Origin of the sequence: Mesorhizobium sp. B2-5-11, from assembly GCF_006440835.1 — a bacterium.
GTDB lineage: Bacteria > Pseudomonadota > Alphaproteobacteria > Rhizobiales > Rhizobiaceae > Mesorhizobium.
This window is the reverse complement of the sequence record NZ_VFUK01000008.1, coordinates 238568-255324: the sequence shown is the minus strand read 5'-3', so window position 1 is coordinate 255324 and position 16757 is coordinate 238568. Positions and strand designations below refer to the sequence as shown.

At 60.3% G+C, this 16757-nt stretch carries 15 protein-coding genes and 2 pseudogenes; 10 read left to right on the top strand and 7 right to left on the bottom strand.

Annotated elements, in window-relative coordinates:
* Positions 1-19: 19 nt before the first annotated feature.
* The 10 genes from nosZ (at position 20) to FJ490_RS24260 (ending at position 11624) form a co-directional block, all read left to right on the top strand.
* Positions 20-1945, top strand: coding sequence for a TAT-dependent nitrous-oxide reductase (nosZ, locus tag FJ490_RS24305; protein ID WP_140522862.1), 1926 nt, complete (start codon positions 20-22; stop codon positions 1943-1945).
* A 37-nt stretch (positions 1946-1982) separates the two neighbouring features.
* Positions 1983-3332, top strand: coding sequence for a nitrous oxide reductase family maturation protein NosD (locus FJ490_RS24300; RefSeq protein ID WP_140522860.1), 1350 nt, complete (start codon positions 1983-1985; stop codon positions 3330-3332).
* On the top strand, positions 3329-4246 hold the full coding sequence (locus tag FJ490_RS24295; protein WP_140522858.1) for an ABC transporter ATP-binding protein: 918 nt from the start codon (positions 3329-3331) through the stop codon (positions 4244-4246). Before FJ490_RS24300 ends, FJ490_RS24295 begins: the two co-directional genes overlap by 4 nt.
* Positions 4243-5073 (top strand): ABC transporter permease, encoded by an 831-nt coding sequence (locus tag FJ490_RS24290; protein ID WP_140522856.1) that lies wholly within the window; start codon positions 4243-4245, stop codon positions 5071-5073. Before FJ490_RS24295 ends, FJ490_RS24290 begins: the two co-directional genes overlap by 4 nt.
* Positions 5070-5630 carry a nitrous oxide reductase accessory protein NosL gene (locus FJ490_RS24285; RefSeq protein WP_224656242.1) on the top strand — a complete coding sequence of 187 codons (561 nt, stop codon included), beginning with the start codon at positions 5070-5072 and terminating at the stop codon, positions 5628-5630. The genes FJ490_RS24290 and FJ490_RS24285 overlap by 4 nt, the downstream gene beginning before the upstream one ends.
* A gap of 133 nt (positions 5631-5763) precedes the next feature.
* A complete protein-coding gene (locus tag FJ490_RS24280) occupies positions 5764-6636 on the top strand; it encodes an FAD:protein FMN transferase (protein WP_224656233.1) in 873 nt (290 codons plus the stop codon).
* A gap of 465 nt (positions 6637-7101) precedes the next feature.
* On the top strand, positions 7102-7380 hold the full coding sequence (locus tag FJ490_RS24275) for a DUF2249 domain-containing protein (protein WP_140522850.1): 279 nt from the start codon (positions 7102-7104) through the stop codon (positions 7378-7380).
* Positions 7381-7497: 117 nt separating this feature from the next.
* Complete coding sequence (locus FJ490_RS24270; RefSeq protein WP_140522848.1) at positions 7498-7968, top strand: (2Fe-2S)-binding protein; 471 nt, start codon at positions 7498-7500, stop codon at positions 7966-7968.
* On the top strand, positions 7965-11078 hold the full coding sequence (locus tag FJ490_RS24265) for a molybdopterin cofactor-binding domain-containing protein (protein WP_140522846.1): 3114 nt from the start codon (positions 7965-7967) through the stop codon (positions 11076-11078). The genes FJ490_RS24270 and FJ490_RS24265 overlap by 4 nt, the downstream gene beginning before the upstream one ends.
* A gap of 186 nt (positions 11079-11264) precedes the next feature.
* A complete protein-coding gene (locus tag FJ490_RS24260; protein WP_140522844.1) occupies positions 11265-11624 on the top strand; it encodes a hypothetical protein in 360 nt (119 codons plus the stop codon).
* A gap of 234 nt (positions 11625-11858) precedes the next feature.
* Here FJ490_RS24260 and ric read toward each other — a convergent pair whose 3' ends face one another.
* The 7 genes and pseudogenes from ric to FJ490_RS24230 form a co-directional block, all read right to left on the bottom strand.
* Positions 11859-12554, bottom strand: a complete 696-nt coding sequence (gene ric, locus FJ490_RS24255; protein WP_140523391.1) for an iron-sulfur cluster repair di-iron protein — start codon at positions 12552-12554, stop codon at positions 11859-11861.
* A gap of 647 nt (positions 12555-13201) precedes the next feature.
* Positions 13202-13731 (bottom strand): annotated as a pseudogene (mog, locus tag FJ490_RS24250) (molybdopterin adenylyltransferase).
* 22 nt (positions 13732-13753) lie between these two features.
* Positions 13754-14011, bottom strand: a complete 258-nt coding sequence (locus FJ490_RS33225) for a hypothetical protein (RefSeq protein ID WP_224656234.1) — start codon at positions 14009-14011, stop codon at positions 13754-13756.
* 38 nt (positions 14012-14049) lie between these two features.
* Positions 14050-14652: a U32 family peptidase gene (locus FJ490_RS24245; protein ID WP_224656235.1), complete on the bottom strand. Its 603-nt coding sequence runs from the start codon at positions 14650-14652 to the stop codon at positions 14050-14052.
* Positions 14653-14656: 4 nt separating this feature from the next.
* Positions 14657-15640: pseudogene (locus FJ490_RS24240) on the bottom strand (peptidase U32 family protein).
* Positions 15641-15651: 11 nt separating this feature from the next.
* Complete coding sequence (locus tag FJ490_RS24235; protein WP_140522842.1) at positions 15652-16200, bottom strand: SCP2 sterol-binding domain-containing protein; 549 nt, start codon at positions 16198-16200, stop codon at positions 15652-15654.
* A 28-nt stretch (positions 16201-16228) separates the two neighbouring features.
* Positions 16229-16669 (bottom strand): hypothetical protein, encoded by a 441-nt coding sequence (locus FJ490_RS24230; RefSeq protein WP_140522840.1) that lies wholly within the window; start codon positions 16667-16669, stop codon positions 16229-16231.
* Between the last annotated feature and the right edge of the window lie 88 nt (positions 16670-16757).

The following is a 16757-nucleotide window of genomic DNA, read 5'->3' as shown; positions in this document are numbered from 1 at the left end:
AACCAGAAGGAGACGGAATATGTCGGAAGAAGACCGCAAGAGAACCCTGAGCAGGCGCCAGCTGTTGGGTACGTCGGCAATCGTGGCGGCCGCCGGCGCATCGGGCATTGGCGGCACGCTGACATTGGGCGGAAGCATGGTGTCGCCGGCTGCGGCACAGAGCGCTGCGTCTGGAGGGCAAAAGTTCGAGGTCATGCCAGGCGAGCTCGATGAATATTATGTGTTCTTTTCGAGCGGCCAAAGCGGCGAAGTCCGCATTGTCGGTGCGCCTTCGATGCGCGAACTGATGCGGATCCCCGTCTTCAACCGCTGCAGCGCGACCGGATGGGGCCTGACCAACGAAAGCCGCAAGGTGCTGACCGAAGGGCTGCTGCCGCAAACCAAGGAATTCCTGAAGGACAAGGGCGGCATCTACCTCAACGGCGATCTTCATCACCCGCACCTCTCGTTTACGGATGGCACCTATGACGGCCGCTACCTGTTCGCGAATGACAAGGCCAATACCCGCGTGGCCCGTATCCGCCTCGACGTGATGAAATGCGACAAGATCATCCAGCTGCCGAACCAGCACACCGTGCACGGGCTGCGCGTCCAGAAATATCCGAAGACAGGCTACGTTTTCTGCAATGGCGAGGACCGGGTGCCGATCCCGAACGACGGTAAAGTCCTCGACGACAAGACGAAGTACCACGCCATCTTCACCGCCGTTGACGGGGAGACAATGAAGGTCGCATGGCAGGTGATGGTCGACGGCAATCTCGACAACGTCGATGCCGACTACCAGGGCAAATATTGTTATGCCACCTGCTACAATTCCGAAGAAGGTGTCAATTTGGCCGAGACGATGGCGAAAGAGCAGGATTGGGTCGTCATCTTCAATCTCAAGCGCATCGAGCAAGCCGTCGCCAAGGGTGATTTCAAGGAAATCGGCGGCGTGCCGGTCATCGACGGACGCCACGGTTCGCCCTACACGCGCTACGTTCCCGTTCCGAACAGCCCGCATGGCATCAATACCGCGCCAGACGGAATCCATGTGGTGGCCAACGGCAAGCTGTCGCCCACCTGCACGGTTTTCGATGTGCGCAAGTTCGACGATCTCTTCGACGACAAGATCCAGCCCCGCGATGCCGTCGTGGCCGAACCCCAGCTCGGTCTTGGGCCGTTGCACACGGCTTTCGATGGCCGGGGCAATGCCTACACCACCTTGTTCATCGACAGCCAGATCTGCAAATGGAATATCGACGATGCCAAGCGCTCCTTCGCCGGCGAGAAGGTCGATCCGATCCGCCAAAAGCTCGACGTCCATTATCAGCCCGGCCACAACCATTCCTCGATGGGGCAGACGAAGGAGGCGGACGGCAAATGGCTCATCTCCCTCAACAAGTTCTCCAAGGACCGGTTCCTCAACGTCGGCCCGCTCAAGCCTGAGAACGACCAGCTCATCGATATCTCGGGGGATACCATGGCGCTCGTCCATGACGGGCCGAGCTTTGCCGAACCACATGACGCAACGCTGGTTCACCGGTCGAAAATAAACCCCGTCAGCGCATGGGATCGGGCGGACCCGTTCTTCGCTGACGCGGTAAAACAGGCAGTTGCTGACGGCATTGACCTGCTGGCGGATAGCGAAGTCATCCGCGACGGAAACAAGGTTCGCGTCTACATGACGTCGGCTGCACCGGCGTTCGGACTGGAGAGCTTCTCCGTCAAGCAAGGCGACGAGGTCACGGTCTACGTCACCAATATCGATGAGGTGGAAGACCTCACCCATGGCTTCGCAATCGTCAACTACGGGATCAACATGGAAGTAGCGTCCCAGGCAACTGCTTCGGTGACGTTCACGGCCGACCGCGCAGGCGTCTACTGGTATTACTGCTCCTGGTTCTGTCATGCCATGCACATGGAGATGCAGGGCCGCATGTTCGTCGAGCCGCAGGCGGCGTGACAGCATGGCTCGATTGGCCACCCTCGGAACTTTGGGAATGGCGGCGTTTCTCGTCGCCATTCCTGGTAACGATGCCGGGGCGGCGGAAATCGCCGTGCCGGCCGATGAGACGCCCCTTCAAACGACCGTCGATGCCGCCGCCCCCGGCGACGTGCTGTTGCTCGCAGTCGGCAGACATCGCGGTCCTGTATCCATCAACAAACGGGTGACCCTGCAAGGCCAGGCGGGCGCAATCGTCGAGGGTGATGGCCAGGGCAACGTGATCACCGTCGAGGCCGCGAATGCTGCGGTGCGCGATTTGGAGATTGTTGGTTCTGGGTCCGACTTGGATGCGATGGACGCCGGCGTGTTCGTGAAAGAGACGGCCAAGGGCGTGATGGTCGAGGGAAACACGATCCTCGGCAACCTCTACGGAATATATCTCCATGGCGCTGCGGGCGCCGTCGCTAGGGGTAACCGCATAGAGGGCATGCGCACAGGGCGGACGAACCAGGCTGGAAATGGCGTCTCCGTCTGGAACGCGCCAGGCGCCAAGGTCGTCGGCAACCAGATCAGCTTTGGACGCGATGGCATTTTTGCGACTGCCAGCAAACACAATGAATTCAGCGCGAACACCTTCCACGATGTGCGGTTCGCCATCCATTACATGTACACAAACGACAGCGTGATCAGTGACAACGTTTCAGTCGGCAATGTTGTTGGCTACGCCATCATGTATTCCAGTAGGCTGCGGGTCACGGGCAATTTGTCCGACGGCGACCGCGACAACGGGCTGCTGCTCAATTATGCCAATGGCTCAGAAATAAGCGGCAACGTGGTTCGCGGCCGAAGGCAGCCGATCGGAAGATGGGCGAGCAACGGACAGCGTTTCGCCGACACGGACGGACTTCCTGTGGCCGACGCGGACAGGGTGGTGACTCCGACAGGGGCCATTACCCGCCTAGGCCCCGAGAAGTGCGTGTTCATCTACAATGCAAACAAGAACCGCTTTCGCGGCAATCGATTCGAGGGTTGCGAGATCGGCGTGCATTTTACGGCCGGTTCGGAAGGCAACGAGATGGCCGGTAACGCCTTCATCCGCAATCGAAACCAGGTGAAATATGTCGGTACGCGCTACCTTGAGTGGTCGAGCGGCGGCCGAGGTAACTACTGGAGCGACAACCCGGCTTTTGACCTGAACGGCGACGGTATCGGCGACAACTCCTACCGACCAAACGATATGATCGACAAAGTGCTCTGGACAGCGCCGGCGGCGAAGGTTCTCGTCAACAGCCCCGCGGTGCAGGTGATCCGCTGGGCGCAGACCCGATTTCCCGCAGTCTTCCCCGGCGGCGTCGTCGACAGCCATCCTCTGATGAAGCCGGCTGACACGAAGGAGAGCCCATGAGCGTCAACATTCAATTGAACTCCGTTGCCAGGCACTTTGGCAGGGTCAGGGCCGTCGATGACGTTTCATTCGCACTGAGTGATGCTGAGACCGTCGCCCTCGTTGGACATAACGGTGCGGGCAAGACAACCCTGATCAAGCTCATGCTTGGGCTGAGCCGGCCCACATCAGGTTCCGTGACCGTGCTGGGGCAGGATACGTCAGCCGGAAATTCCGCCGTTCGCAGACATCTTGGCTATCTGCCGGAGAACGTTTCGTTCAATCCGGTTCTGACTGGCCGCGAAATGCTTCGATTCTACGTTGGATTGAAGGGCGAGAGCCCGCGCTCCGTGAACGAGCTGATGGATCGGATCGGTCTTGCGCATGCTGCGGACCGACGCATTGGAACTTACTCGAAGGGCATGCGGCAGCGGCTGGGATTGGCGCAAGCGCTGATCGGAACGCCGCGGGTTCTTCTGCTGGACGAGCCGACCACCGGCCTCGATCCAGAACTGCGCCAGCAATTCTATCGGATCGTGCGTGAAATGCGGGATGCGGGGACAACGATCCTTCTGTCGTCGCACGCCCTCAACGAGCTCGAAGGAAACGCCACGCGCGTCATTATAATGAACGAAGGCAAGAAGATCGCGGACGGGTCGCTCGATGAATTGCGGCGGATCTCTCGCCTGCCGACGGTCATTCGGATGAGGGCTACCGACGGCGGCGTCCAGCGCATCAGGGACTGGATGGGAAATGGGCCGGATCTCCGGCAGGTGAACGGCCATACCATCGAATTGGACGCGTCCCCCGATAGCAAGATCGCGTTCCTGCGCCGGACAGGCGGCGCCGAAGTGCCATTCGACGACATCGAGATGGTGCCGCCCGGCCTCGATGAACTTTATGCCCATTTCCTCGGCGGGAGACCATCAGCATGAGTACGATCGCGCTTCTGGCCGTCAAGGAAATCCGCGAAGGGCTGCGAAACCGCTGGGTGGTGGCAGCGACAGCACTGTTGGCGGCGCTCGCGCTAACCCTGACGTTTCTCGGCAGTGCGCCAACTGGCAATGTCGGGGCCGGCGCTCTTGACGTTGTCGTGGTGAGCCTGGCCAGCCTCACCATATTCATCGTTCCGCTCATCGCCTTACTGATCTCCCATGATGCGATTGTCGGCGAGATCGAGCGCGGCACGATGACGTTGTTGCTGAGCTATCCCGTGCGGCGTTGGCAAGTGCTTCTCGGCAAGTTCCTTGGCCATCTTGCGATCCTGGCATTTGCGACCCTCATTGGGTATGGCGTTGCCGCGATTGCGCTGGCGGCGACCGGAAAGTCGATTGGCGGCGCCAGTTGGTTCGCCTTCGGAACAATGACGGCCTCATCGGTGCTGCTCGGAGCCGTGTTTGTGGCGATCGGCTATCTTGTGAGCGCGCTCTCACGCGACCACGGAACCGCGAGTGGGATCGCGATCGGTATCTGGCTCCTGTTTGTGCTGATCTACGACATGGGGTTGCTGGGATTGCTGGTAGCCGATCAAGGGCGATTCGTGACCGCCGGCATGCTAAATGCCCTGCTTCTTCTTAATCCGACCGATGCGTACAGGCTGCTGAATCTCATGGGCACTGCCGAGATCAGTTCGGCATCCGGCATGGCTGGAACCGTCCAGAGTGTCGGGCTCGGTTCCTTGTCGCTCGTGGCGACACTAGCAGCGTGGACGGTGGCGCCGATGGCCGCCGCCGCTTTCATATTTTCGACGAGGGAGTTGTGAGGATGCGCTTGGGACTGGGACTCCTCGCCGGAAGCCTCATAGCCATAGCCGGCTGTCAGCGCGGCCCGGACAAGATGCCGGCGCCGTTCGCCATGACCGAAGATGCGATGGGTCGCTATTGCGGTATGAACATCCTCGAACATCCGGGCCCGAAAGGGCAGGTTATCCTTGCCAAGTATGACGAGCCCATCTGGTTCTCCTCGGCCCGCGACACGATCGCCTTTACCATGCTGCCAGAGGAACCCAAGGACATACGGGCGGTCTACGTGTCCGACATGGCGAAAGCACCCAACTGGGATAATCCAGGTATCAACAACTGGGTGAATGCCAAGGACGCCTTTTTCGTCATCGGGAGCGACAAAAAGGGCGGCATGGGAGCTGCGGAAGCGGTGCCTTTCTCCTCCAGCGAATCCGCCCGGGCCTTTGCCAGCGAGCATGGTGGCCAGGTCCTGAACTTCACCGACCTGCCGCGCGATTACGTTCTGGGGCAGGAGTCTGAGACGGTTTCCGATCGGGGCTCGGACCCGCAATCGCTTGATCCCGACAACGTCAATTGAGGGCGCCATGATCTCCCATATGTCTCGCCGTCGATTCATTGGCATAACTGCTGCGGCTGCTGGAATGGCCTTGCTTCCGCTCGGTCGCAAAGCTCTGGCGACACCGTCGGCCGTCTCGTGGCGCGGAGAAGCTATGGGCGCCCAGGCAACGCTGCTGATCAACCATCCCGACCGAGCCTTGGCCTTGAGGCTCGTTGACCAAGTTGCCGCCGAAGTCCGCCGCTTGGAAAGGATTTTCAGCCTCTATCGTGAGGATTCGGACCTTTCGAGATTGAATCGCCAAGGATTCCTGGTCTCGCCGGCAACGGATCTCGTCGAAATCCTTCGCCGTTGCAACGACGTCTGGCGTCTTACCGGGCGCGCCTTCGATCCTACGGTGCAGCCATTGTGGCTGGCCTATCAACGCCACTTTTCCGATCCCGGAGCCACTGCGGCCGGGCCGTCGCGGCGGGTCATGCAAGAGGCCCTTGATCGGGTCGGCTTCGACAGATTGGCCTACTCGGAAGATCGCATAGAATTGCCGATGGCCGGGTCGGCGCTCACGCTCAACGGCATCGCGCAGGGTTACGCAACGGATAAGGTTGTCGATCTGCTGCGTGCCGGCGGCGTTGAGCACGCGCTCGTCAACATGGGCGAGGGCCGTGCGATCGGATCGGCGCCGGAGGACCGTCCTTGGCGCATTGGCATAACTGATCCCTTCAATTCCGATTCGATTCTGAAAGTCTTGCCGCTGACGGACAGCGCCGTCGCCACCTCGAGCCCGGCCGGCTTTCAGTTCGATGAAGACGGCCGGTTCACCCATATTATTGATCCGCGAACCGGATCCACTCCCCAACGCTATGCGAGCCTGAGCGTCGTCGCGCCGACTGCCACGATTGCGGATGCACTGTCGACCGCCTTCAGCTTGATGGACGTGGAGACAATTGCCGGTGCGGTCCGACGCCTCGATGGCGTAGACGCGTATGTTCTGTCGCAAGACACTCTATGGACGCACGTCAAGTCTTAAATCGGGGAGTGGGGATGGGCGGCAAAGGTACAAGTCCAATTGCCCGCATTGTCAGGCGGCTCTGCCAGGATCGGGTGCCAAGTGAGTCTTCTCCCGCAAGACTGCGAGATAATCGAGAAAAAGCGATACTGGCTCACCTTTAGAAATCGCCAGTCAGTCGGCACAGGTACCTGGCCTCCCACTGCCGGCGAGAACGCGGAGCCGTTGGGTCACTGGTACAACCGCGAAGGACGGGCATCTATTTTCTCAGGACGGACGGAGCGTCAGTCATGCTAGCCGTTCGCCCGTACGGCTCTTTGCGGAATGCCGACAAGCGGCAATTTCCCAATTCCTCCAGGATTCTCGGAATTGTTTGCGTTTCGACAAATAGGCTGACTGACCACGGGGTAGATTTTCGCGCCGGGATCGACCATCGCCGCCGTCTCCTGGCTCCAACGTTTCTGGCGGCCGGGAATTCCAATCGACATGGCAGACCCAGAACTTGCATCGACACTTTTGATCGACGTGCGGACCATCGCCCCGATAGATCGTCACCCGCGAATCTTCGGGGTAGCGGCCGCGTTGGTCGAGGGTTCTTCTTTCATCATCGTCAACGACCACGACCCACGACCTCTGCACTATCAGATCGAGGCCAGATATCCCGGTGTATTCGCTTGGGAATACCTTGAGCGAGGGCCGGAGGTCTGGCGCGTCGAAATCAGCAGACCGCAATCGTCTGGCTGCGACTGTTGCTGCGGCAGCTGATGACCAGCCCAACGTCCGGCAGCACTTTGCAAGGTTTCTTTTTCGTCGCCACCGACTGGTCTGGCCGCCGCCTAGGTCAAACATTCGAAACATCTAAGGCGAGGAAGGTTCCTCGCCATGAGAATGTCGCTGAAGGTTAACGGTCAGGCGATCGAGACTGAGATCTTGCCAATCTCGCGATTGAGCAGCTTTCTTCGCGACGTCCTTGGCCTGACGGGTGTCAAGGAAGGCTGTTGCGAAGGCGAGTGTGGCGCATGCACGGTGCTGCTGGATAGCCAGCCGGTTGATTCCTGCCTGATGCTGGCCTTTCAAGTCGCGGGGCGCGAGATCACCACCATCGAGGGACTCTGTGGGAGCGGCATCAACGATCTGCAGCAGGCCTTCTTGAAGATGGGTGCCGTGCAATGCGGCTACTGCACGCCGGGAATGCTGCTGGCAGCCCAGGGACTCTTACATGCCAATCCCAGCCCAGGTGAAGCCGAAATCCGCCATGCACTAGCAGGCAATATCTGCCGCTGCACCGGCTTCGAGACCATCGTGCAGGCGGTCGCTACCGCAGCCGCCGCTCGCCAGGGGGCAGGGCGATGAATGCGCTCACGGTCTCAGCGCCCGTCGACATGGCCGAGTTGCGGGCGACGCTCGCCGCGGAAGCGGGGCCGGTGCATTTCGTCGCCGGAGGGACGGACATGCTGATCGCGGGCCGTCCGCTCCCCGAAATCGGACTGCTGGTTGATCTCGCCCGTGTGGCGGGCATGGCCTTCATTTCCACGGATGGCTCGGATGTTCGCATCGGAGGTGCCACCACTGTCGCGGTGCTTGCCGCGGATTGCAGGCTGCGAGTACGAATTCCGGCCCTTTGCGAGGCTGCCGCACAGTGCGAGTCTGTCCAGATCCGCAACCGGGCCACCATCGGTGGCAACATCGCCAATGCCGCCCCAGCCGCCGACTTGATGCCCGTGTTGGTCGCCGCGGGAACAAGACTGGTGCTGCTCAAGCACGACGGGACACAACACGAGGCCGCGCTCTGCGAACACCTTCCAAGCTCCGGTCATCTGATTACGGAAGTGATCTTGCCAGCAAGCGGCCTTCTGCCGCGAAGCGCCTTCGTCAAGCTCGGATCTCGGCAGGACATGACCATCTCGCGCCTCAATCTCGCACTGCTGGCTGAGTTTCAGAGCAACCATTTCGGTGTCGTGCGGATCGCAGCCGGAGCGCTTGGTCCCGTTTCTAGCAGACTGCTCCAGGCAGAGGGGGCGCTCGCGGGCCGTAAGCTCGGTGCCGCCACGTTGCGCGACTTCATTGCGGCGTTAGTCGACGATGTCGATACGGCCATTCCCGGCCGGAATTCGCAGATATACAAGCGCCGCGCGATCGCCGGACTCGGCCTCGACCTGATCGCGCAGGCCCTGGGGCTCAGCCCACGTGGATCGGCTCTTCGAGGAAGCAGCGGGATGAACCAGATCTCCCATCGGGTGCCGCTCGTTGACGGTGTGGCAAAGGTCACGGGCGCATTGCGCTTCGCGGCCGATTTGCATGTCGAAGGATTGCTGCACTGCGCGCTCGTTTTCAGCCCGCATCCACATGCCCGCGTCGCCTGTGTCGATGCTGCATCCGCGTTGGCGGTTGAGGGCGTACACGCTGTCTTCTGGCATGAAAACACGCCCCCACGATACTACAACAGCTCGATCTGGTTCGCCGGACAGGAGGCGCTGGCAGACGAGCGAATGTTCCCGGCGGTGGTGCGCCATATTGGCGACCGGGTTGCGGCTGTGGTGGCGGACACGGAGGAGATCGCGCGGCACGCCGCACGGTTGGTGGCGGTCGAAGATGTAGATCTCCCCGCTATATTTGATCCTGAAGCTGCGCTCGGTCACGCCGGGCCAGCGATGCGGGACGATGGCATCCCGGCTTTCATGAACCCCGTGGCCGACGAGAGCTTTACGCATGGCGATCTTGATGCCGGATTTGCGGCGGCTGACCTGGTGGTGGAAACACATGTCACGACTCCGCGCAGCCATCACTGTGCCCTTGAACCTCACGCCTGTATTGCCAAGCCTGAATCCGACGGTCGAATCTTGATCCTTTCGCCGTGTCAGAGCGTTTTTGGAGTGCAGGCTGTCGTCGTCCAGGCATTGGGAGTGCCACCAGATCAGATACGCGTAGTGAAGACTCCCATAGGCGACTCCTTCGGCGGCAAGGCCGAGCCGATTCTCGATCCGTTGTGTGCATTCTTTGCGCTGGTACTAGGGCGGCCTGTCATGATCCGCTACGACCAGCATGAAACCTTCACCGCGACCCGCACGCGGTCGAGCGTTGTCGGCCGGATGCGGATCGCGCTTAGCTCCGACGGCCGAATCCTGGCGCGCGACACCGAGACGCTGGTGGACATCGGCGCTTATTGCACCGGCGGCAACTATCTGCCCAGTTCGATGCTTCAAAGACTGGTTCGGCTTTATGACGTTCCCGCCGAGCGCTACACGGGCCGCGCAGTCTACATCAACACCGCCCCGGCAGGCGCTTTTCGCGGTTACGGATCCCCCCAGATCCACACAATAGCCGAGATCACGCTTGATATATCCGCGCGGCGGCTGGGGGTGGATCCGGTGGCGATGCGGCTGAGGAATCTGGTTGAGCCTAACGCGATTGAACCTTGGCAAGGGCTCAACGTTGGCAACGCTCGGGGGAGAGAATGTCTGCTACGCGGGGCCGATGCTTTCGGCTGGCAGGCGCGTAGGCAGACGGATGCCGGACGAGGCCGGTGGCGGCGAGGAGTGGGGGTAGCCTCGGCCACTCACATCAACGGCTGCTATCCCGGTTTCCACGAGGAAACGACGGCGAGGTTGAGCCTCCTGCCCGACGGGCGAGCGGAACTCGTCTGCGCGCTCCACGACCTCGGCTGTGGGGCCGACACGACGCTTGCGCAGATCACGGGCGAGACGTTGGGTCTTAGGGCGTGCGACATTGCCATCGTTCCCGCCGACACCGATAGCTGTCCATATGATCTCGGCACACGGGCCAGTCGCATGACCTATATCTGCGGCGAAGCAATCCGACTTGCAGGCGTGGCACTCTCGGAAGTGATCCGGGCTGCGGCGGTCCTGGAATTGAATACAGAAGTTGATGAATTGAGGCTGGAGGCGGGCGCAGTGCGCCGCCCGGACGGCTCGGGCCTGGCGCTTTCAGAACTCGCTGCCCGCTTGACGGTCCGCGGGGCGGAACTGCCCACGGCGACCGAGACCTATCGCGCCCAGGCCAATTCAGGCTCATACGCAGCGCATTTTGCTGAGGTGGAGGTCGACGGACTCGCCGGTCGCGTACGCGTGACAGATTATCTAGCCGCCCATGACGTCGGCCGAGCGATCAACCCCATGCTGGTGGAAGGCCAACTCCATGGGGGAATCCAGATCGGTATCGGATATGCCCTTTACGAGGATGTTGCGATCGACCCTGTCACTGGTCGAATGCGTGGCGACAGCTTCAGCCGCTATACATTGGCCAATGCCTCCGAGATGCCGCCGATGCGTGTCCTGCTCACCGAAGAGGGTGAGCCGACCGGCCCCTTCGGCGCCAAAGCCGTCGGAGAGATCGCGACAATCCCGGTCGCGGCGGCCGTGGTCAACGCCGTCAATGATGCCCTGGGCACTGAACTGACAGATTTGCCGCCAATACCCGTGCGAGTCCTCGCTGGATTGAGTTGAGGGACAATGGTCATGGAGGTGCATCTAAGCCACTGTGGTATTGCACTCGGTCCGAAGCCTAGGGTGCGCCTGCGCTTTCTGGCCGTGCATCCCTTCCATGCCTGTTCACTGCCGATGCCGCCGAACGATATCAAATGCGCGGCAAGCGCCCACACCGGATATCTCGTAGGATAGCTGGGGTAGGGCATGTCAATCGATCACGCTGTTGTGTGGCTGGAATTCCGAACAGCAAAAGTGTTCCTTTTTGAAGACGCTGCAACGCCGTCAGTCGCTGGAGAACCTGAATTCATCGGTGACATGCGGCTGACGCATGATGGTCAGAAAGGCCAACGTCGAGACGATGATTTCTTCGGGGAGGTTCTTGGCTTTCTGGAAGCTCGGAAGAAATGGATTATAATCGGAAATAGATCGAGCTGTGTCGGCTTGCTCGAGCGCATATGCCGTCAGAAGGCCGAGGGTCGTGTCGTTGGCGTGGAATTTGTCGATGCGGTCACCGCTGAGGAAGTGTTATCGCGAGCCCGTAGCTATTTTAGCGACCGCCACTAGGCATTTCCGCCACGCCATTGGCCGTCGTGAGATCAGGCCAAACTAGGATAGGGCAGGGCGAAGACCTGGCCGATGCCAACGACATCAGGGACAGGTTGGACGAACTGGAAAGGCGCGTTGGTCCACAGCGAGTTGGTGCTGACGACAACACGGTGGCTACCTCAGTACCAAGACCATCAGCCGAGGATTCGCTATGCGATCCGCGTAGCTGCAGTCGTCGTCGACGTTAGGCGGCTAGACGCGGCCTTCCGTTGCCGCGAACCGCGGGAACAGGATGTTGTTCTCCAAGTGGATGTGTTCCATCAGGTCTTCGGCAAACTGAGCCGTGCCGACGTAGAGCGCCTGCCAGGAGCGGCAGGCTCCGTCGGGCGTGACGAAGTCGCCGGTGAGGCTTTCGAGGAGCCGAAGCAAGGTGCCTTGGTCGTCGTGCTCGTGCCGCAGTTCCGAAATCGGGATATCGAACTTGCCTTTGCCCCACTGCCGCATTGCTGGAAACAGAATGGCCTCTTCCTTGGCCATGTGTTGCTCCAGTTCGCTCTGCAACTGCCGTAACGCATCCGAAAGGCCGGCCGGCACCTTCGGATGTTCGCGATGCACCGCCTCAACCTTACGCGACAGTGCAATGAGCTCGGGCAGAGCGCGCCGGTGCGCTTCGTGGTAGCAGGCTTCGATGTGGTTGATCAGTTCATCGCTGTCCATCGCAGCCGGCGCCGCTGTACCCGCAGTGTCGGTACCAAGTGCCTCCAACGCGCGCTCAAGGTCGTCGGGATCGACTCCGCGCCGGTGCGCGGCGCCATCGAGGGTGAGATCGCCATTGCAGCAGAAGTCGATCTTGAATTTGCGGAAAACGGCGGTGGCGCCAGGCAGCGTTGCGGCTATGTCGCCGACCGTGCGTTCCCATAGTTCTGGAACTGGGAATTGGGTGTTCATGACGAAGCTCCATGCATTTTCGACACAACGGCTTTGAAACTTGAAGCGGGCCCATTCGACGCGACGCAATGTCTCGAGGACGAAATCGTGCCAACCGTTGGACCATGAATTGCCCAGATAAAGGTCCGCGTCTTTGCGCTGGAACAAAGAGGAGCAGATCACCAAGCTGTCGCCGTCAGCCTCCCAGCGGGAAGCCTGAGTGCGTGCGGCGCGGCTGAGTTCAGGGCATTTGGCTCAAAGAACATAGCAATTTATCAAGTTCGGATCCTGCGTGTCCGGGCAGGGGTGCGCACCTGATCGCCTAGCGTGATAGGCCCGATGTCTTCGGCGATTGAACAGAGTTTTCCGCTGTTTCAGCCGCAGGAGGCATGAGGGCATCCGGTGCGCTTCATCCGGCCGTCGCGCAAAGGCCGCAGGCTTATGCTCTGATCGGCGGCCAGCCAAAGTCGCAATGGCCGACGATGCCGATCGCCTGCGCCATGTGATCGCAAACACGCGGTGCGCCAAGCCACTCTGGTCGAATGTTGCTTCTCAAAGCTCAAACAGGTGTGACGCATCGCAACTCGCTTGAGAAAACAATCAGGAATTCCCTCGTTGTCGCCCTCTCGCAGCTACGATCCGATGGATCAGGTGATTGTCCGCAGCTCTTAATCTAAAAGCGCTGTCGACACGGGATCATCCGAACATCGCTCGGGTATGATTGGCGCTGCGCCGATCAGTTCGAGACAGTAAGGCACGGCAGGAAAGACGGCGTTCAAGCATACGTCGATTAAAGCCGGCTTGCCTGGCAGGTTTATGATCAGCGGATGGCCGCGGACTCCCGCAGTCTGACGTGAAAGAATGGCTGTGCGGACTTGCCGCATGCTGGCCTGCCGCATGAGTTCGCCAAAACCGGGAAGTTCCTTGGTGATGACTTGCTGCATTGCCTCTGGGTAAGATCCCTTGGAGATGGACCGGTCCCTCCAGTCGTCAGGATAAGATCAACGCCGCATTGGTCGCAAAGCTCGATGAGCACATTCCGGACACTTTCCACGCCGTCAGGGACTATGCGGCGGATGAAGACGCAAGGCGATGCTACGACACGTCGAAGCCAGCGCTCGATGGCAGGCCCGCCAAGATCTTGATATTCGCCGCGGCTTGCACGTTCTGACACTGTAATGATTGCAATCTGGGTCATTTTTTCTGTTCGAGATCCACCTTCAGATCGAAGCGGTCGCTTGCCATCCGGGCTTGGCATGGGCGTATCCATCGACGAGCGTGCCGGGCAGATCGAGGCACGAGAGAATAAAACGGGCCCCCTCGCGATCCTCTCTCCCATTGGCAAGAGCTCTGTACGTCTTTGCCACCTCGATCATGTCGCACGTGTGCGGAGACAGGCGGATGCGCCGGACGCCTCTGGAGGCGAGATCCGCGGGTGCGGGGCAAAAGGCCTGCACCTGGTTGGAGAGCGTCTGCACGCCATTGATCGCGAGGAACTGCTGGTCGTCGAGCGTGTCTACGGCAAGACCGTCCGGGTCTTTCTCGCAGGTAAACTGGCACGAATCCTTGTGAAGGCCGTAAATGCGCGCATGATAGCATCGCCCGGAAGCGCGAGCGGCAGCCGACCGAAGGCGAAAATCTCGAAATCCGCCTCGGGACATGCGCTGGCCATGGCGCCGACGGCGGCGAGCGACAATTCCACTGGCGGGCATATGGTTTTGGCACCGCGATGAATGAGGAATTGCGCGGAAGACCCATTATAAACGTTCAGGAACGGACCTGTCACGAAAGGCTTGCCGGAGCGTGACGGCAGGGCGGTGACATCGTTGATCTCGATCAGCCGATCGTCGCCACAGAGGTCCTCGATGCTTCTGCGTTCCCGAACGGTCGCCGGTGCTGCCAGGGTAGACAGCACCACTTCCTTTCCGGCACGCTCGAGGCGTTCGATGATCTCAGGCCATACGGGGTCGGAAAACGGCATCCGCTTGCCGCAGACGACTTCGCCGATATGGACCCGGTCGATCGGAGCCTCGTCCGCGATCCTGCGGTAGAAGTCCGTGAGGCGGTCGGGCGACCAGTGGAAGAAGACCGGCCCAAGCGTCAACGCAATTGCGGACAAGGTGCTATCTCCACTTCTTGCTGTACGCTCCTGCCGTCTGCCGGGAACCTTCCGACTGGCCAGCAAGAATCCGATCGATCTCAATGGCGTCGCCGCCTTGCTCGACCGCGTCAACGGCCTTCCGGAAGGCGCGGACCACTTCCGTCACATAACCTTTGCCGCGCTGGCGTCCTTCGATCTTCAAGGCGGTTACGCCGGCGGCCTTCAGCCCGGCAATCATCCCGCCAGCGTTCAGGCTGACGGGATCCTCGAACAAATAGGAGGTCTTGCCGCCGGCCTTGAATTTGCCCTTGCACAAAGTGGGATAGCCTACTGGCTCGCCGAACTCGTAGCGGTCGATCGTGAACCCTGAAAGCCGTGCTGCCGTGCCGTTAGGCTCGTCGTCGTAACTCACCATTTCGGGTGGCGAACAGACGCCATTCAGATTTGGCGATTTTCCCGTCGCGTATGAAGAAAGATAGCATCGGCCTTCGATCATCACGCAAAGGCCGCCGAACACGAATGCTTCGTCTCCACGTCGATCGCGCGGTTGAGCGCCGCGATCTCCTGAACCGAAAGAACCCGCGGCAGCACGACGCGACGAACTCCGAAACTTTTCGCGTAGAATCCGATTGCTTCCGGCGTTGCTGCCGCAGCCTGTACCGACAGATGAAGACGAATTTGTTTATGGTTCTTGGCGACATGATCAAGGACGGCTATGTCCGCCGCGATGATGGCATTTGCGCCGCATTCGGCTGCGGTATCCGCTGCCTTTTTCCACAGGCCAACATCGTTGACACGCGCGAATGTATTGATGGCGACGAGAACCTTGCTGCCGTGGTTATGCGCGAAGCGGACGCCCTCGGCCAGTTCTTCCCCGGAGAAGTTGAGCCCCGGGGAAATTCCGGGCATTCGTTTCGTCGCGAAATCCGCAATAGACTGCGTCCGCGCCTGCCTGGACGGCTGCCCTCAATGTAGGCGGGGTTCCGGCCGGGCAGACAAGTTCCATGCGTCCGCTTGTCATGCCTCTGGCGCCTCGCGTCTGGAATTTCGATTGGCCATTTGGCGTGCGACGCTCAATGCGCCGAGAATGCCCGTATTGGCGAGACGAGCCAGGAAGCCACGCAGGCCGAGTAGGTCCGCGGGGCTAAGCTCGGCGTCCTCGATTGTGTTCCTCAGCGCGAGCACCGCCTCCGTGCGGCCGCTGATCGAGATGATCCGGCTGAAGAAAAGCGCATCGCCATCCAGCGTGCCGTCGAGCAGGCTCAAGAGTGTCAGAAGAGGTCCCCTGATCTGGACGTTTGATGTCGCGGCCTCACTTCTCCTGACGACACGAACGATCGAACGCTCTGCGTCCGGTACGACGGTAAATGCGAAGGCGAGGTCGACCGGGTCGATGAAATCGCAAGCTGTTCGATGTTCGCCCAGGCGGTCGAACAATCGGGGCTGGCGCCTAGCCATCGAGCGCAAGGATAGCGTCAGCAACGGCCCGAGGGGAAGTCCGGCAAAAGGTGGGAAAAGATGACGAATGACCGCCGGCAACGTCGGTTCCGTGCTGATCGTCACCATTCAGTACATCCTATCCACATGAGCTCGTTCAGCAGGCCCTTCCGGCCATCGACTTCCTGCGTCCGTCTGCCAGCAAGTCCGCGAAATTGACACTGTTGGGACAGAAATCCTGATAGTGGCTTTCGAAATCGAAGGCGGCCAGGTGGCCATGACACTGGCGGCGATGCTGGCAGGCGATGCAGATGCGTGACATGAAACGGTGCGCGGCTTCCAGCGATTGAAAGCTGTCAGGATCGATGTCAATCGAACGCATCGCGGAAGAAAGCAGGTCTTGCGAAGCGTAGGGTAGCCGCATGGCTTCATCGAATTCGCTTCGTGACAAACCGATGCCATTCAGGATGCCTGTACACTCATCCAAACCCATTGCCCAAAAGTCCCTTGTCGCTGCCATGCTCTGCCGGCGATCCGCGAGAAGGGAAATTACGGACCGCAAAGCTTCGACAGTTTCGCTAATGAGATTGCCTGCCATGTGAAATCCTTTTGGCTCGATCGCCTTCCTCGGAAATGATGTGAGAAGGGAAAAATAGCGGGGACGGATCGTTCGCTCTTTGCGCTAG

What these genes read in the sequence shown, in the direction of transcription:
- nosZ (WP_140522862.1), top strand. Translation starts at nt 20, where the DNA reads ATGTCGGAAGAAGACCGCAAGAGAACCCTGAGCAGGCGCCAGCTGTTG.
- FJ490_RS24300 (WP_140522860.1), top strand. Translation starts at nt 1,983, where the DNA reads ATGGCGGCGTTTCTCGTCGCCATTCCTGGTAACGATGCCGGGGCGGCG.
- FJ490_RS24295 (WP_140522858.1), top strand. Translation starts at nt 3,329, where the DNA reads ATGAGCGTCAACATTCAATTGAACTCCGTTGCCAGGCACTTTGGCAGG.
- FJ490_RS24290 (WP_140522856.1), top strand. Translation starts at nt 4,243, where the DNA reads ATGAGTACGATCGCGCTTCTGGCCGTCAAGGAAATCCGCGAAGGGCTG.
- FJ490_RS24280 (WP_224656233.1), top strand. Translation starts at nt 5,764, where the DNA reads ATGGGCGCCCAGGCAACGCTGCTGATCAACCATCCCGACCGAGCCTTG.
- FJ490_RS24275 (WP_140522850.1), top strand. Translation starts at nt 7,102, where the DNA reads ATGGCAGACCCAGAACTTGCATCGACACTTTTGATCGACGTGCGGACC.
- FJ490_RS24270 (WP_140522848.1), top strand. Translation starts at nt 7,498, where the DNA reads ATGAGAATGTCGCTGAAGGTTAACGGTCAGGCGATCGAGACTGAGATC.
- FJ490_RS24265 (WP_140522846.1), top strand. Translation starts at nt 7,965, where the DNA reads ATGAATGCGCTCACGGTCTCAGCGCCCGTCGACATGGCCGAGTTGCGG.
- FJ490_RS24260 (WP_140522844.1), top strand. Translation starts at nt 11,265, where the DNA reads ATGTCAATCGATCACGCTGTTGTGTGGCTGGAATTCCGAACAGCAAAA.
- ric (WP_140523391.1), bottom strand. Translation starts at nt 12,554, where the DNA reads ATGAACACCCAATTCCCAGTTCCAGAACTATGGGAACGCACGGTCGGC.
- FJ490_RS24235 (WP_140522842.1), bottom strand. Translation starts at nt 16,200, where the DNA reads ATGGTGACGATCAGCACGGAACCGACGTTGCCGGCGGTCATTCGTCAT.
- FJ490_RS24230 (WP_140522840.1), bottom strand. Translation starts at nt 16,669, where the DNA reads ATGGCAGGCAATCTCATTAGCGAAACTGTCGAAGCTTTGCGGTCCGTA.